We start from the raw sequence: 16,599 nt of genomic DNA, 5'->3' as shown, positions 1-16,599 counted from the left end.
TGATAAGCAGGGCAGCCGGTGTCGCGTGAAAAGCTTGCGAAAGCTTCTTCCGGAATTTGTTCGACTAAATCATTCACAACAAAAGCCATATCATCTTTGTCTAATTTTATTTCTAAATCTAAAGGCAAAACCACTTGATTCATGTTATAATGTTTAAACATTAGGATCCTCCTTTGGGGTTATGGTGTGGTTACTTTAATTCTATCAAAGGGGATCCTTTTTGTTTATCTAAAATTAAAAAAGAGTATAAAAAAATCGTGGAGAACATCAATTTTGATGTCTTCCACGATTTTTTATTTTACTGGGTTTTGTCCCAGCCTCTTTTTGCCATGTTATAGTCTTTTTGCATTTTCATAAAAAAATATCTATACTAAAATTCAATAGATGTTTAGAAAGGATATCTCTTATGCTTCGAAAAATTGAATTAAGTGTCTTTGCGATTGCACTCTTCATCTTTATCTTACATTATACAAACGATCAATTTTATTTATCGACGACTAACCTGTTCTTAATGGTAGCTGTTGTCACAGGCATCTCGGGTATGTCTGCCTATAAAGAGAACAAGAGAGCCTTTAGTTATATTTACTTCCTTCTCTCATCGTTCTTTTTAGTATCCTTTATTGTTCAGATTCTAAATTAGACCGTCGTTCGTAGAAAGTTCTAAAAGTGTCTAAGCTTCTAGCAAATGATTGGTGTAACCTTCTATACGTATGGTCTAATTCACGTCTTGATTTCCAACGATCGCTCCTTAATTCGGCGATCCATCTCTCAGCAGATACCATATTATGGAGGGTTAGTGCCAACCATTCTTTAGTATGCTCATTATATTCTTCATGAACCAACAACTGGGTGACCTCTTCTCTTGAAGAGCTAACAAAGTTACCCATTTTATTAAGCAATTGCTCATCCATCTTCACGGGTTCAGAACTTGTTAACCAATCCATTTCAAACATCTTGTTAATCGACCGTAAACGAAACGCTGCGTTGTCATCATAAGAGGAGCTTTCAACTAGTTCTTGCAACTCCTCAAAATTTTCTTTAAAACCCGTGACTTCACCACGATCTGGAGTATAGGAATATCCCACGACACTAAAACTAGACTGTGGATATAACCAAGTCATACCTCCAACAATTACGACTATTAAACTGACCGAAATAATGACTATTTTCTTCTTAATACAAATACTCCCTTTTGATATTACTAAACACTCTTAACCTTGACGTACGTCCCTCTTAGTGATTTTTCATAAGCCTTTTGATTCATTGCTTTGACCCCATCTGAAACCTTCGAAACCCGTTTGACACTGCCGTTCACCTGAACTAAAGGATCAATTAACCGTACCTTATTTGTTCGATGTAAGTCATAATCGCTTTCGTTCTCTTCCACTTCAACATGTTTATTCAACTGACCTAAGCCCTTAAGAATGTATTCGTCTTGAGAAGCTTGCAATTGTTCAATCACTTCATGATCCTGCTTCAATAAATCATCTAAAGTTAACACTCCAACCTCCAGGGCTCTCTTAATGATTTTCGCAAATCGGTCATTACTATAAATATTTAAAGGTCCTAAGAAGAAATCAATTACTTCTTTATAATATGTTTCTACAAACCATTCTGCTGCATCAATGGAATCCAAACACATCTTGCCTTCCACGACCTTAAGAGAATCTAAAAAGCTCTTAACCTCATCGAGAGAAATCATTCCATATTGAAACATATCCCTTAGAGTATAATCGACACGATCGGCACAAAGGTCTGGAGCTGGCTGTTCTAATATCGACCACTTTGACTCATCTAACACTATGTCACGATAGTCGTAACCGAACTTATCTAAAATACTAGGTACATCAGACTTTATTAATATCTCTTCAAAAATTTCCTCGTGATAATTCTCGTGTCGATTTTCGAGTGCATAATCAATAACATGAGAAAAAGCAGTATGAGAAATATCATGTAGTAAGCCTGCGATTTGTTCTTCCACACTTCCGCCCATTTTCTTGATCAGCAGCATCACTCCTAATGAATGCTCATATCTCGTTACATTCCATTCCGGATTAACAAGGTAAATCGCACCACCTTGATGAACGCCATTTAATCTTTTAACAGGGTTAGATTGTATTAACTCTTGTAAAACGGGGGCTACCGTAAATTTTTCATATATAACATCTGAAATAAGCATAATTTTCACCCTTTAGATTGGTCATAACTGTATTCAGTCTATTAATGCCTCTTTGACATTGACCAACTGCACCACTAAACAGCCTTCCAATATGTTCTAAATCCATTATTAACTAATCGACCTCGTTTCGGAACTTGCGTCATAATCAATAATAAATTCAATAGATCCACCGAAGAAGCCAGAGCATTAATTAGCACAATAGCTTTAATAGGCGTGGTGAGTAACCCTAACCAACTAAGAACAATTGGTAAAATGATAGATATCAAGACAAATGGAGCTAATGAAACCAAAATATACCTTGATTTAGAAATCTCGTCTTCTGTCAAAACGAAACCACCCATCCAATTAATGCCCAAATAAGTCCGTTTAGACTTAAGAAAATTGGGCACAAAAACAAGATGGATGAGTTCATGTATAATCACTAAACCTACTAACCACAATATCCAGCTTCCTGAAATTATAATCGTTATAGAGCCAGACGATATCCCAAATTCCTCAAAAGATATGTTACTAAATACAATCAAAACACCTAAACAAATAAAGAAATTTATAAACATAAGTGGAATTGATAAAAGGGAGGCTGTACTTATACCTTTTGGTTCCTTAAGTGGTGTCCAGTTAGAATGGATTAATTCCTCATGAAACTTTTCATCTTCTTTAGGTAATTTAAAAATCATTTTCATCCAAATCAATCCTTTTCATTTCCTAATCATCTTACGAACAGGAATCCATTAAAGTTTCATCGAAGTAATACTAAAATAATCTAAGAAGGAGAATGATGATGAAGAATATTGATGATCAAATTCAATTCAACATTTACAAAGATATGCGTAACCCTGATCCGAACCGCCTTCCTGTGTCATATGAAGACTGGGAAAAAGAAGCACGCAAAAAACTAGAAGATGGACCATTTTATTATGTAAAAGGAGGAGCAGGCGGCGAGCGTACCATGGAGGCTAACGTCTCAAACTTCAATCGTTGGCAAATCGTCCCAAGAATGTTGAATAACGTGGACGAGCGTGATTTATCCATTAACTTATTTGATCAAACATTTCCTTCACCGATTCTACATGCTCCCATCGGAACACAGTCCGTTATTCACGACGAAGGTGAGATTGGTTCTGCGAAAGCTTGTGCCGAACTAGGTATCCCTTATATCGCAAGCTCGGCTGCAACCATACCAATGGAAAAAATCGCTGAAGCAATGGGAGATGCCCCTCGCTGGTTTCAGCTTTATTGGAGTCGTGACCCTGAAATAGCGGGGAGTTTCGTCAAACGTGCAGAAGCATCTGGCTACTCCGCTATTGTCGTAACCCTCGATACTCCAATGATGGCTTGGCGCGAAGATGATCTACGAAATGTTTATCTACCATTTTTAATTGGAGAAGGTGTTGGCAACTACTTTACAGACCCAGCCTTTCTTGCCAAACTAGACCAATCACCTCAAAAAGATCCAGAAGCAGCCATCATGCATTGGACAAAAGTGTTCGGAAACACAGGACTCACTTGGGGTGACCTTGCCTTTTTAAGAGAACACACGAATCTACCAATCCTGTTAAAAGGGATCCTTCACCCAGAAGATGCTGAGTTAGCTATCGAGTACGGTGTCGATGGGATTATTGTATCCAACCATGGCGGACGCCAAGTGGATGGAGCGATTTCAGCGATTGACGCACTACCTCAAGTATCTGAAGTCATACAAGACAGAATCCCAGTTCTAATGGATAGCGGAATCCGACGTGGCTCTGACATCATTAAAGCAATGGCATTAGGTGCTAAAGCTGTCTTGGTTGGTCGTCCAGCCATGTACGGACTAGCCGTTGCTGGTAAACGCGGAGTCAAAGAAGTTTTACAGAACCTTTCAGCTGACCTTGATATCACGTTAGGTTTAATTGGTAAGAGGTCAGTTAATCAAATTGATCGATCCGTATTAGTAGAAGCAAAAAATCCTAAACTGACAAAAATAACGCAAGATTCCTTTAAATAAAGCTTTTGGGGCTACGTAAATACTTAGCCCCTTTTTTATGACGCGTTTATTATACTAAAAATATAATTGCTTATCCTTCTCAACCTTACTTATTATGTTATGATAGATTAATAGTTAACCCCTTCGTTTTTAAGGTTAACAATAAAGTTAAACTATTCGACCAAGTTAGGTGGCGATTATGTATAGACTACGAGGACATCATCTTTTTTGTCTATTAGGATATCGAGGCATGGGCTATTCTCAAGAGTACGTAAAAAACATGACAGAATTACATCAAACCCTAAGAAGCAACCCCAGCACAAAAGTACATATCATAAAAGGACCTGACCATTTGTGTGAAAAGTACCCTAACACAGGAGAGTACCATTGCCAAGACGAAAACATTTATGAAAGAGACGCAGCTATATTAAAAAAATTAGGATTAAAAGTTGGTCAGATTATAGCTTGGGGAGAAATTGAAAAACAAATCAAACATCATGTCGTTCCTTCTGACATACAATCAGTATGTGATACGTGTTCATGGCGCACTTACGGAGTTTGTGAAGAGGGTGTACAAGAAATTTTAGATGGCCAGGGCTTAAGGGAAGTTAAATAATAATAGAGCTAGTTTACCGAAATTAATTCCGGTAAAACTAGCTCCTTGTTTATAAGAATATTAAACTATTTATGACGCCAAAAACTCCTTCAACTGGTCTCCTACTTCTTTTACATCTTCATATCCTAGTTGATATAAAGCCGTAAGTTTATCCTTGTTACGCTCGACCCGGCCGACTTTTAATTTATCAGAAGGACTGATGACAAATATATTCCCCTGTCTCTCTTGGTCAAATATGTAGTGTAACGTTTCGTTATAAACTTCATGTCGCTTTTCTAATGCATGTAACAGACCAGGATATTCTGAGTACTTTTTCTTAATATATCGTTTGAATGATTGTGGCTTCTTCACATAACCTCTATTCCGAGTTAACACCACAACATTTTTATGGTTACCATCTTTTACTGATTGTCTAATTGGAATGGGATCTGAAATTCCCCCATCCATCAAGTATCGACCGTCAAATTCGACCATTGGTGCAAACAACGGAAGCGAGCTTGAGGCACGCAGAATGGTGACCACATCTTTTGGGTATTCAGATTTTTTATAAAATAGCGGTTCACCTGTCATACAGTCTGTTACACCGACCACAAACTCTTCTTCCGCTTGATCATATGTCTCAAAATCAAAAGGTGCGAGTTTATTAGGCAACGTATCGAATATAAAATCCATCCCGAATATTTGCCGTTTTTTAATCCAATTGCGTAACGATAAATATTCAGGATGGTTTACAAAATCAATCGTCACCGTTTTGTTTCGGTCAATCTGACGAGACACATAAGAAGAACCATTACAAGCTCCTGCTGAAACCCCGATTGTATAAGGTATATAAATATCTTGCTCCATTAAATAGTGAAGGACTCCAGCGGTATACACACCTCGACTTCCTCCACCTTCTAATACTAATCCTGTTTGTTCCATATATATCCCCTCTTGGTTAATTGCCTTTAGAATCTATTTTTATTATGTAAGCCACTAGTTTTCATTTCAATTATTTTGTTTGCATTATGACTGCTTTACTACATAGGTTGCCGTGTTATATATTCATATTCTCGGCACCAAGAATAAGGGGCATCAGCATAATGATTAACCCGACTACAATCATTAAGCCTCCCCAAAAACGGTTGGAGATTTTATCAGTATACGTAACTCCGATTTTTAGAACAAAATCAAGAAACGTCGGAGCTTTTCTATTTAGGATTAAAAACCCTAAATAAATGAACAACACCCCAATTAACTCAACGACCAGTATATGAATGGGCATAGACGATTCCCCTCTGCTAATTGATAGTCATTTATACGTTTACTGTCTTAAAAAGTTTCGCCCTATACCTCCATACAAAGTACTGCTTCATTTTCCACCATTTCTCCTGTTCTAATAAAACCGACCTTTTCATATAAACTCAACGCAACATTATTGTGAGGTTCCATGGATATTCTTAGTTCCACCTTTCCATATTCACTTTTAAAATAATCAAGAAACTCTTTTAAAGCGGTTTTCCCTAATCCTTGATTTTGGTATTGGTCACCAATCATAAATCTCTCAATCCACCAAGAATCTAATTGATAGTCCTCATCGGCTGGATAAAACACATACATTATAAAACCAACCATTTGATCTCCTTTATAAATACCTAATGGGTGTCGCTCCCCTTCTTCATAGTAACTTTCTAGCAAGGAGTACCAATTTGGTGCTACAAAATTCCGTTGTTCTGATTTAACCCCTAGCTCGACGCAAGATTTATAATTACTCTGATTAATCTCTTTAAACATTATTTCCATTTATTCAACATCCTCCCACTCGACACCCTCATCTTCTAATAAGGTTTCAATTAGTTCATCAGTATCTGTGTCATCTCTAATGTCATAGGGTTTATCAGTTTGAAAGTAGTCTTTCCCTACGTTCAAAGATAAACTTTTTGTTCGGTTATAATTTTCTTTGACCTCTCTAGTATAAGTAATTTGCATACGATAGTTAGGGTCATAGTAAAACTCATCAACTTCTTTTAAATCAATCGACTTAAATTCATCTAGTATTCTTTCAATTGTTGCCTCATCTCGTATGTCAGCTCTAGCCACAGTATTGTAAGGTCTTTCTTTAGTCGAATCAAACTTCGAAAGACTTATTTGCCCAACCGTTGCATCACCAATCTCTTCATCTAATAGATCCTCAGCTGTTTTATATTTTTCCATTTGTATATAAACAATTAATGCAATAACGGCCGCAACGACTAAAACTCTGATAACTTTTTTCTTCATACAATCCCCCTATAACTCGAACTCTTTTATATCATATCAACTTTCGCGTAAGTGAATAAATGCTCCCTTTAAATTGATATCGCAATACCAATAGGTTGGCAGTTTCCTAAATTATAATTTTAACACTTTGATTTGGAATTTTCAGTCATTTAACCCAAATCATAGTCCAAAATACATCTTATGAGCCTTTTTTTCTGAGTTATGAGGCGTTTTCAATATTTTATGGGATCAATTTTTGTCAAACCGGGGTAAAAAATCGTTTTTATGGGACATTTTTTGTAATTTATGAGAACTTTTTTTCATTCCATAAACAAAAACCCGCTTCACTTAGAAACGGGTTCTCATTTTAAAATTTATCGCTTATTAAATTCGTCCGGATCTGGGCCGACACGTTCATCTTTATTCATATCGTGAATTAATTTCATTTCCTCTTCTGTTAATTCAAAATCAAATACATCTGCATTATCTTGAATACGATGTTGTTTTACTGATTTAGGAATGGTCACAACCTCTTGTTGTAGATCCCAACGTAAAATAACTTGTGCTGTTGATTTACCATGACGTTTTGCAATATCTGTTAATGTTGGATCATCTAATAGCTTCCCTTGTTTCAGCGGGGACCAAGCCTCTAGCTGGATATTATGTTGTTTACAGAACTCATGTAAACTACGTTGTTGTAAATGTGGATGATATTCTACTTGATTTACCATTGGGGCTACTTCCGCATCTTTCATCAAATCTTCTAAATGGTGCTCCTTAAAGTTACTTACACCAATCGCGCGGATTTTTCCATCATTATATAATTTCTCCATTGCCTTCCAGGATTCTTTATATTTATTTTGTTCTGGAACTGGCCAGTGAATTAAATATAAATCCAAATATTCCAATCCCAGTTTATTTAAGCTTGTTTCGAAAGCCTGAAGAGTTTCTTCGTAACCTTGATCTCCATTCCAAAGCTTAGAAGTAATAAATAATTCTTCTCGAGGAATACCAGAATCTTTGATTGCTTTCCCTACACCTTCTTCATTACCATAAATGGCTGCTGTATCAATGCTTTTATAGCCGTGTTCAAGTGCCCACTTAACAGAATTATAAACTTCTTCTCCTTCTTCTACTAAGAAAACACCTAGACCCAACCGTGGCATCTTTACACCATTATGTAGTGTAGTGGTTGATTGCAAACTATTTACCATCTCAACTTCCTCCTTTATTCATTGTCTATACTATCTTGCCACAATCTACAAAAATCGAAAAATGATGTGCTCAAGAAAAGCGGCAAACCTAGTCGGTCCTTTGTGATGTACCCATAACTTCGCCGGGAAGCCTTATTCATCCTCTATAATTGGTAAAACAATATGAGACGTGTGACCTGCTCCTTCATAAATCTTTTGATTTGCTTTAACTGTTTGGGTTGTATTTAATAATGTGTGACCAGTATTAGGGTTAGGGTCGTACATTGGGAAATTACTTGAAGTTACTTGAACTCGAATCGAATGTCCTTTTAAAAACACTTGACTCGTTGCCCAAAGGTCGATTTCATATTCATAAATGTCTCCAGGTTTCAGGAGCCCATGAATATGGTCCGCTCGAACAATTCCCTCTGTTACATTGATCGATGTTCCATCTGGCAAAACATCAGTTAACTTCACAACAAAGTCTGTGTTAATCGCATCCGTTGAGGCATACAATTTAAATTTAACAGGACCTGTTACTTCTAAATTTTCATCAAGCGGATCGGACGTATAAATTAAAACATCATCTCGTTGTTCCACCTCATTTTGAGCTAGTGGCCCCGTATTGATACCGTGAATAAATAATGAGGGGCCACCTTTTGTTGGTACTGGGTTCTCAGGATTATAGAGATATGACTGATTCGTTAACTTCTCAGGTTTGTCAAAACTCAACCTTCCACCAGATTGTAAATAAAGCGGACGATACTCCGTACGGGCTAATGGCCATTCATACTCGTCGCGCCATTCATTGGTCCCCATTACAAATAGTTTTATAGGGGCATCACCTTCAAACAAACTGCTCTTTTTACCTTTCAACCAATAATCAAACCATTTCAGATGAAGAGACGTCACATTATCTTCCCCATCGATTAAATCACCCGATCCCTTCAATCCAAAATAGCGATCACCGAAGTAAGGGTTGAAAACACCGTGCCCCCAAGGTCCAATGATTAATTTCTGGTCACCTTTCAGTTCCGTGAAATTATTAATCGTCGCGTTTAAGAAGCAATCAAACCACCCGGCCATGTGAAATCCGGGGACATTGATATCATCTAGTGATGCTCCATTACCTGCTGCCAATTCACCATTCAAGTAAGATTGATAGAGATCTCGTAACTCTGGGTGCCTCATTACAGGTGGCCATTCTTCAAAAGGAAAGTGTTGGTGCCAATCTAATATTTGGTCCAAGTCCATTAGCAACTCTCGAGAAGTGAACTCATAATTCTTTGAATCTTGCTTTCGCTTTAAATAATCTGGAGCAACTGAATCTAGAATCCACGTTTCTAACTTACCAAGTTCATAGGCTCCACCACGTTTGGATAAATCACGGCTAATATTATTGCCCGTAAACGCTGGAAAAATTGCTTTTAATGAAGGAGGCTGCCCCATCGCCGCGAAGATTTGCGTATAGCCATAGTATGACAAGCCAAACATCCCAACCTTGCCATTACTGTAAGGTAAAGAGGCCGCCCACTCAACTGAATCATAACCATCTTCAAACTCTTGTTCAAATGGAGTAAATTCCCCTTCCGAACTATAGCGCCCCCGAACATCTTGAATCACGACAACATAACCTTCTAACGCCATACGAATCGGATCGACATACCGATGTGAAAAATTCGGCAGATTTTTATTATACGGAAGGCGACTTAATAATACAGGATACCGACCTCCCTCACTTGGTCGATACACATTCGCATATAACGTCACTCCATCTCGCAATTTACATGGGACATCCCGTTCAACTATCACTTGTTCACTCATTACTTTATCCCTCCAAGTAATAAAAGGCCTGCACCATAAAAGATGCAGACCCCAATTATTGATTAGTTATTTAACATGTTATCAACCTGATCTTGGTGTTCATCAATCCACTCTTGAGCTACTTCTTCCTCGTCTTGCCCGTCTTCAATCTTCACAATCATTTCTTCTACATCTTCAAGTGGAATACTCCAATTTTGTAAAAATTCATATGCATCTGGAGCTTTATCTTTTAAACCATTATTAGCTAATACATGAACGGATGATGTTTCAAAGTAACCATAATCATCTTCTATAACCTCAATATCATACTTATTGAACATCGTATGTGGTCTCCAGCCATAGAAAATAACTGGATTATCACTGTTCATTTCCTTTTGAGCTTGTGCTAGCATACCACCTTCAGAAGAAGTGATCAGCTCAAGGTCAAGATCCGCTTCTTCGATTAAATCACGCATCATTTCAGTCGCGCTCGCACCTTCTTCAATACCGTAGATCTTATTGTTAAATTCATCTTCTCTACCTTTTAAATCACTAACTTTCTCAATTCCCTCTACATAAGTCGGAATGACAAGACCAGAATCCGCATCCTCATAGCTTGTTGCTACCATTTCAATAGAATCTTCATATTCTTCAAATTGCAATTCGTGTGCTGGCATCCATGAATCCATGAAAACGTCCAGGTCACCACGAGAAAGACCTACGAATGTTGAACTAACATCTGCCTGAGTCTCTTCAACTTCATAACCCATATCTTCTAGGATAATCTTTGCCACTTTTGTTGGAGGAACTGTGCTTGTCCAAGGTGTCACAGCAAATGATATCGTACCTTTATCTTCTCCGCCTTCCTCACTACCTTCAGCTTCATCACTAGATCCACAAGCTGCTAAAACGATTAAACTAACCATCATTAACGTTATTAAAAACTTCTTCATTCAAAATCTCCCTTTCTATCTATTATTTTTAAACTCTACCTTGACCAATACCTTGTGTAATACGGTCAAGGACAATCGCTAGAACCACAATACCTAATCCTGCTGATAAACCTAGACCAATATTAACTCTTGAAATCGCGGTCAATACAGATGCTCCTAGACCCGGCGCTCCAATCATCGATGCTATAACCGCCATCGATAGCGATAACATTATCGTTTGGTTAACTCCTGCCATGATGCTTGGAACCGCTAATGGGAGCTGGACCTTAAACAATAACTGACGCTTTGTGGAACCAAAGGCCCTTGATGCTTCCACGACTTCCTTTGATACACTACGAATCCCTAAGTTTGTCATACGCACAGCTGGTGGAGCCGCGAAAATAAATGTCGCAATAACGGCTGGCACACCACCAAGACCAAATAATAATACGGCAGGGATTAAATACACGAAACTCGGTAGTGTCTGCATGAAGTCTAAAATAGGCTTTACAATATTCAATATTCGATCATTCATGGCACTAAAAATCCCAATTGGAATACCAACGATTAGAGATACTAGAGTTGCGACTATAACGATTGACAGCGTCTGCATTGCCTCAGTCCATAGATCAACTGATCCAATAAATAGAAACCCTATGACTGTGAATATGGCTAAATTACGTCCTGATAATCTCCAAGCTATAGCGGCAATAATTAACGTAAATAACTCTGCTGGAATAAATAGTAATAGATCTGTTACTCCACCAATAAACGCATTTAAACCATTACTGACTGTATCGAAAGCATTACCGAAAGTCGGTAAAAACCATTCATCCACAAATGTATTCGTCCATCTCTCAAGTGGAAAATAGAAATAGTCCATTAATTAGCCACCTCAACTTTCTCTTTCCCAAGCACGAGACCAGATAAAATAGATACTCTTGATACAATTCCAACTAAACGACCCTCATCTACAACTGCAATCGGATATTTAGCATCCGCTGCCACACCAATTAAATCATTCAATGGAGTATCGGGGGCTGTCTGATGAACACCGGTTATCAGAACCTCTTCCATCGAAATCTTTTCCTTATAAGCACGAATTGCATCGTCAATCGTGAGTAACCCTTTAAACTGATCGTCTCGATCGACGACAAAAATACTCGAGGCTCCAACCTCTTCCATTTTTCGAACCGCCATACGTGGTCCATCTTTGTATGTAATGAGAACTTCAGGTTTTCTCATAACGGTTGCTGCATCCAACACCTTAGAACGGTCGACATCTTTAACAAAGTTACTAACATATTGGTTAGCAGGGTTCTCAAGTATATCTTCAGATGTACCGATTTGAACGATTTGTCCATCTTTCATAATGGCAATACGGTCTCCAAGCTTCAAAGCCTCATCTAAATCGTGAGTAATGAAAAGAACTGTTTTACCTAATTTTGTTTGAAGCTTCAGTAACTCATCTTGCATCTCTTTACGAATAAGTGGGTCTAATGCACTGAAAGCCTCATCCATTAATAAAATATCGGTATCGTTCGCAAGCGCTCTAGCAAGTCCAACACGCTGCTGCATACCACCACTTAACTCATGCGGATAGCTATTTTCATACCCTTTAAGACCAACGTCTTCAATCGCTTTTTGAGCACGCTTTTCACGTTCTCCTTTTTCAACACCTTGGATTTCTAAGCCGTAATAGACATTCCCCATCACCGTACGATGCGGGAATAATCCAAAGTTTTGAAAAACCATTCCAAGCTTCTGACGTCTTGTCTCGATGAGCTGGTCTTTATTCATTTTCGTTATATCTTCACCATCAATTAAAACCTCGCCAGCTGTCGGTTCAATTAAACGATTGATTAGACGAATAAGAGTCGATTTACCACTGCCAGAAAGCCCCATAATAACAAAAAACTCGCCATTTTCTACTTTAAATGAAGCTTTGTTTACTCCGACAGTGTTACCCGTCTTCTCTAAAATTTCATCCTTTGAATAATCTTCATCTAACATTTTTAAGCCTTGTTTCGGGTGAGACCCAAAGACTTTAGTTAAACCATTTACTTCTATTTTGCTCATAAACATTCTCCTTTTTTAATCAAGCAGGAGAGTTACTTCCTGCGAATACCTATAACTCTTCCTGCTTGTTTCGGTTGCTCTAAATGTTCATGCTCGTTCCAAATCCGATCAATTTTCTCTTGAATAAAGGGTAAAAATGGAGATGGCTTTCCTAGATGTTGATCCATGCCCATTAACATCTGCTCACTCGTTGCCACTAAATCACCGTTTGAATTTTTCATCTTGAAAAAGACATGTAAACGCTTGGCGTCGTGATCTAGAAGTTGCCATTCCACGGTTATTGGTTCACCTTGATGAACCTCTTGTAAATAACATAAGTGGGTTTCTAACGTAAATATGGTGTATTTCTGTTCATGAATGACATCTTCTGTAATTCCGAAATAATTCATTAAAGCATCCACAGCATGACTGAATACTTCAGCATACGCCGCATCATTCATGTGACCGTTATAATCAACCCACTGCTCTTTGACGCTATCTTTATATTGGAAGGGGGTATTCATATCTCTTCACCTCTTAAGGCCAATAGTCTTCAACTAAATCAATAAGTTTGACTAGAAATTCATTACGCTGACGCTCTAGTTCTTCAACGGATCGATCATTCGCAAAGTTCTCACAACCCGTGATAACTCGCTCTTTTAGCTCATCTGTTAATTCAGGAGCTTCTAGCTTTGTCCATGGAAGCTTTAATGCTGGACCGAACTGCTCAAGCATGTGACGCATTCCTTGATCGCCACCTGCTAAATGGAACGTCATAAAAGGCCCCATTTGCGCCCACCTTAAGCCCGCACCATACGTGATTGCCTTATCAACCTCTTCAGTCGTTGCCACGCCATCATTAACGAGATGTAAAGCTTCACGCCATAAAGCTTCCATCAAACGATCTGCAATAAAGCCTTCAATTTCTTTATCTATGACCATTGGCTTCATTTGGGCAGATTCATAAATTTTATACGCTGTGTCAATCGTGTTTTGAGTTGTTTTTTCTCCACCTACAATTTCAACGAGTGGTAAAAGATAGACTGGGTTGAAAGGGTGAGCGACCACTAACTTCTCCGGATTCTTAAGTTTCTCCTGAAGATCAGTCGGTTTAATTCCTGATGTACTTGAACCAATAATGGCATTCGACTTAGAATGCACATCGATATCATGTAAAACGGCTTGCTTTACATCAACACGTTCTGGGACGTTTTCTTGAATTAAATCTGCACCTTGAACCGCTTCTTCAAGAGTAGAAACAAACGTTAAACGTTCTTTTGAAGCACCTTCCTTTAAACCAAGTGCTTCGACTGACTCCCACGCACGGTCAATAGCTGCACTAGTTCTTTCCTCTGCACCGTCAGCTGGATCAAAGGCCACGACATCAAATCCATTGGCTAAAAAACGAATAATCCAGCCATTTCCGATGACGCCTGTCCCAATGACCGCGACCTTTTTCGATTCATTCCCCATTCGTCTTTCCTCCTATTTTCTTAAGTTGTATGCCTCTCTTGCCTCAGCAGGAGTCATGACTTCAATATTGTTACTGTTTAATTGTTTTACTGCTTGGTCAACGAGCTGTTCATTAGAAGCTAAAACACCCTTCTTTAAATAAAGGTTATCTTCTAATCCAACACGAACGTTTCCACCTAATAAGGCTGCCTGTGTCACCATTGGTAATTGCATACGTCCAATGCCGAATGCTGACCAATGTGCATTTTCAGGAATACGACTCTTCATATAAGAGAGGGTCTCAACATCCGAATCAGCCCCCCAAGGAATCCCTAAGCAAAACTGATACATCGGATCATCGTCAATTAATCCTTCTTTAACTAACTGATTAGCAAAACGAACATGCCCCGTATCGAAACATTCTAATTCAGGTTTCACGCCACTCTCCTGAATCAATTTAGCCTGTTTTCTTAACCAATCTGTTGGGCTCATGTAAATCATGTTGCCAAAGTTCGTACTACCACAATCTAACGTGCACATCTCAGGTAGTAACTCCCCAACCGGTTCATGTCGTTCGGCTGGTGTTTGAATATCTGTACCGTCTCCACCTGCAGCTGGTGTGTCAAGACTCGGGATAAAGTCTCCACCACCACCAGAAGTAATATTTATAATCACATCTGTTTCAGATTCACGAATACGATCCACAATTTCACGATAATGATCAATATGATGGCTTATACCACCTGTTTTAGGGTCACGAGCGTGAACGTGCGCAACTGTTGCTCCAGCTTTCGCAGATGCAATAGCGGATTCTGCAATTTCTTTCGGTGTTACGGGAACATTCGGGTTCTTTTGCGTTGTATCTCCAGCACCTGTAACCGCTGCTGTAAGCATCACTTTCTGACTCATGTTGAAACCTCCTATATATAATTAATTAGCGCGCTATTACTATACCGTACGGACGGTTTTTCAATCCGTTTGTTACTATACCATCTAGACGGTTTTCTATCAACCGTATTTAGAAAATAAATTTTTCAACTCGCATTTAAATACAATAAAAAACCCGCATCTATGCGGGTTTTAATTAAATGACAAAATAAAAACTGCCAAGTGTATTGGCAGTTCAGTTTTACTCTTTTTCTTTCTTTTCAGCTTCAATATATAAATCTTGAATCCATTCGTGTAACCTCTTATAGACAGCTTTTTTCTTGTCATCACCTATATTATAAAGCTCAAGCAGTTCCGCTAACCAGATTCCGTCTGTTGCTAGCCTAATAATTGTAGCGTCGATCGGGTCTAAACCGTCATCTTCTATATGAGTCTGCCACTCTTCATAGGCTTCATATAGCGGCAACATGAGCTTAGGATTAACGGCTTTCGCTGCTAGCAGCCCTGCATGCATATCTTTATTCGGATAACCTTGATTAAACGTTACATTCAAAAAAGCTCTCGTCCACTTTCCTCGATCTAATGGATCATCCTCAACATTTCTGGCAATCTTACTACGATAGTTTTGTGCTAAATGCTCAACCATCCCTTGAACTAGCGCTTCCTTTGAGGGGAAGTGATACAATAATCCACCTTTACTGATTCCAGCTTCCTTCGCAACAGCCTCCAACGTTAAATTAAAAATCCCTTTATCGCTAACAATACTCGATGCTGCTTCTAATATAGCGATTCTTCTTGATTCCTTAGCCAATGTTATCATCCCCAGCCCAAAAGATTAATTCTACTACGGATACTATACTATCCAGACGGTATATAATTCAATACGTAAATTAAAAATCTCATAAAAAATTTATACTATGTATGGGTGCTTTTAACGTATATTGTAACTTCGAAACCTACAATTATTCACTTTACTCCTATTCCAAAAATCCATTAACACAATTGTACCAAGTTTAACCTCAACTTTCCGCAATTTATGGTAAAATCAAATTAATCAGTTAATAAGGAGCCCAATCATGAGCAAAATACTCATTTTATCTATTGCTGCGTTTCTAGCACTAACCTTTAATTTCATAAAAGCCATTAGAATAAAAGAAGCGCCCAAAACCAACAAATTGATGGCTTGGACGTTTTACTTAACTGGAGTTATTGGCTTGATTGCTGTAAATATGATTTTCTACTAGGGAAGCTAACTAAACTTCCCTGGGTTTTCT

General features: G+C 38.3%; 20 protein-coding genes and 1 pseudogene. 4 read left to right on the top strand and 17 right to left on the bottom strand.

Annotated features, from left to right (window positions below):
• Window positions 1-161 (bottom strand): annotated as a pseudogene (locus tag BMY57_RS15905) (IS5/IS1182 family transposase); the annotation flags it as partial.
• 245 nt (window positions 162-406) lie between these two features.
• Here BMY57_RS15905 and BMY57_RS15900 point away from each other — a divergent pair.
• Window positions 407-640: a hypothetical protein gene (locus tag BMY57_RS15900; protein ID WP_143063821.1), complete on the top strand. Its 234-nt coding sequence runs from the start codon at window positions 407-409 to the stop codon at window positions 638-640.
• Here the strand turns inward: BMY57_RS15900 and BMY57_RS10115 are convergent.
• The 3 genes from BMY57_RS10115 to BMY57_RS10105 form a co-directional block, all read right to left on the bottom strand.
• Window positions 618-1,121: a hypothetical protein gene (locus tag BMY57_RS10115; protein ID WP_091773938.1), complete on the bottom strand. Its 504-nt coding sequence runs from the start codon at window positions 1,119-1,121 to the stop codon at window positions 618-620. The two genes, BMY57_RS15900 and BMY57_RS10115, sit on opposite strands and share 23 nt — an antisense overlap.
• A gap of 80 nt (window positions 1,122-1,201) precedes the next feature.
• The gene (locus BMY57_RS10110) at window positions 1,202-2,179 is read right to left on the bottom strand and encodes an HD domain-containing protein (protein ID WP_091773936.1); all 978 of its coding nucleotides are present in this window, start codon (window positions 2,177-2,179) and stop codon (window positions 1,202-1,204) included.
• Between the two features lie 74 nt (window positions 2,180-2,253).
• On the bottom strand, window positions 2,254-2,862 hold the full coding sequence (locus tag BMY57_RS10105) for a DUF3267 domain-containing protein (RefSeq protein ID WP_091773935.1): 609 nt from the start codon (window positions 2,860-2,862) through the stop codon (window positions 2,254-2,256).
• 98 nt (window positions 2,863-2,960) lie between these two features.
• Between BMY57_RS10105 and BMY57_RS10100 the strand changes: the two genes are divergently transcribed.
• Together BMY57_RS10100 and BMY57_RS10095 are read left to right on the top strand one after the other, a co-directional pair.
• Window positions 2,961-4,166, top strand: a complete 1,206-nt coding sequence (locus tag BMY57_RS10100; RefSeq protein WP_091773933.1) for a lactate 2-monooxygenase — start codon at window positions 2,961-2,963, stop codon at window positions 4,164-4,166.
• Between the two features lie 178 nt (window positions 4,167-4,344).
• Entirely contained in the window at window positions 4,345-4,761 is a 417-nt protein-coding gene (locus tag BMY57_RS10095; protein WP_091773931.1) for a DUF1284 domain-containing protein, read from the top strand.
• Window positions 4,762-4,830: 69 nt separating this feature from the next.
• Here the strand turns inward: BMY57_RS10095 and BMY57_RS10090 are convergent, their stop codons facing one another.
• The 13 genes from BMY57_RS10090 to BMY57_RS10030 form a co-directional block, all read right to left on the bottom strand.
• A complete protein-coding gene (locus BMY57_RS10090; RefSeq protein ID WP_091773929.1) occupies window positions 4,831-5,682 on the bottom strand; it encodes a patatin-like phospholipase family protein in 852 nt (283 codons plus the stop codon).
• Window positions 5,683-5,797: 115 nt separating this feature from the next.
• Entirely contained in the window at window positions 5,798-6,025 is a 228-nt protein-coding gene (locus tag BMY57_RS10085) for a hypothetical protein (RefSeq protein WP_091773927.1), read from the bottom strand.
• A gap of 62 nt (window positions 6,026-6,087) precedes the next feature.
• Entirely contained in the window at window positions 6,088-6,543 is a 456-nt protein-coding gene (locus BMY57_RS10080) for a GNAT family N-acetyltransferase (RefSeq protein ID WP_091773925.1), read from the bottom strand.
• On the bottom strand, window positions 6,544-7,020 hold the full coding sequence (locus tag BMY57_RS10075) for a hypothetical protein (RefSeq protein WP_091773924.1): 477 nt from the start codon (window positions 7,018-7,020) through the stop codon (window positions 6,544-6,546).
• A 353-nt stretch (window positions 7,021-7,373) separates the two neighbouring features.
• Window positions 7,374-8,213, bottom strand: coding sequence for an aldo/keto reductase (locus BMY57_RS10070; protein WP_091773922.1), 840 nt, complete (start codon window positions 8,211-8,213; stop codon window positions 7,374-7,376).
• Window positions 8,214-8,345: 132 nt separating this feature from the next.
• Window positions 8,346-10,016 (bottom strand): CocE/NonD family hydrolase, encoded by a 1,671-nt coding sequence (locus tag BMY57_RS10065; RefSeq protein WP_091773920.1) that lies wholly within the window; start codon window positions 10,014-10,016, stop codon window positions 8,346-8,348.
• A gap of 62 nt (window positions 10,017-10,078) precedes the next feature.
• Complete coding sequence (locus BMY57_RS10060; protein ID WP_091773918.1) at window positions 10,079-10,948, bottom strand: glycine betaine ABC transporter substrate-binding protein; 870 nt, start codon at window positions 10,946-10,948, stop codon at window positions 10,079-10,081.
• 28 nt (window positions 10,949-10,976) lie between these two features.
• Window positions 10,977-11,810, bottom strand: a complete 834-nt coding sequence (locus BMY57_RS10055) for an ABC transporter permease (protein WP_091773916.1) — start codon at window positions 11,808-11,810, stop codon at window positions 10,977-10,979.
• Complete coding sequence (locus tag BMY57_RS10050; protein ID WP_091773914.1) at window positions 11,810-13,006, bottom strand: quaternary amine ABC transporter ATP-binding protein; 1,197 nt, start codon at window positions 13,004-13,006, stop codon at window positions 11,810-11,812. The genes BMY57_RS10055 and BMY57_RS10050 overlap by 1 nt, the downstream gene beginning before the upstream one ends.
• Window positions 13,007-13,038: 32 nt before the next feature.
• Window positions 13,039-13,509 (bottom strand): thioesterase family protein, encoded by a 471-nt coding sequence (locus tag BMY57_RS10045; protein ID WP_091773912.1) that lies wholly within the window; start codon window positions 13,507-13,509, stop codon window positions 13,039-13,041.
• A 13-nt stretch (window positions 13,510-13,522) separates the two neighbouring features.
• Window positions 13,523-14,458, bottom strand: a complete 936-nt coding sequence (locus BMY57_RS10040) for an L-carnitine dehydrogenase (protein ID WP_091773910.1) — start codon at window positions 14,456-14,458, stop codon at window positions 13,523-13,525.
• A gap of 12 nt (window positions 14,459-14,470) precedes the next feature.
• Window positions 14,471-15,346 (bottom strand): beta-keto acid cleavage family enzyme, encoded by an 876-nt coding sequence (locus tag BMY57_RS10035; RefSeq protein ID WP_091773908.1) that lies wholly within the window; start codon window positions 15,344-15,346, stop codon window positions 14,471-14,473.
• A 220-nt stretch (window positions 15,347-15,566) separates the two neighbouring features.
• A complete protein-coding gene (locus BMY57_RS10030) occupies window positions 15,567-16,136 on the bottom strand; it encodes a TetR/AcrR family transcriptional regulator (protein WP_091773906.1) in 570 nt (189 codons plus the stop codon).
• 265 nt (window positions 16,137-16,401) lie between these two features.
• On the opposite strand from BMY57_RS10030, the gene BMY57_RS16115 reads away from it, so the two are divergent.
• Window positions 16,402-16,569 (top strand): hypothetical protein, encoded by a 168-nt coding sequence (locus BMY57_RS16115; protein WP_175615052.1) that lies wholly within the window; start codon window positions 16,402-16,404, stop codon window positions 16,567-16,569.
• Window positions 16,570-16,599: the final 30 nt, after the last annotated feature.

The sequence above is a fragment of the Piscibacillus halophilus genome, from assembly GCF_900110685.1.
Lineage (GTDB): Bacteria > Bacillota > Bacilli > Bacillales > Alkalibacillaceae > Piscibacillus > Piscibacillus halophilus.
Note: the sequence above shows the minus strand (reverse complement) of the source record. Positions and strands in the feature narration are given on the sequence as shown.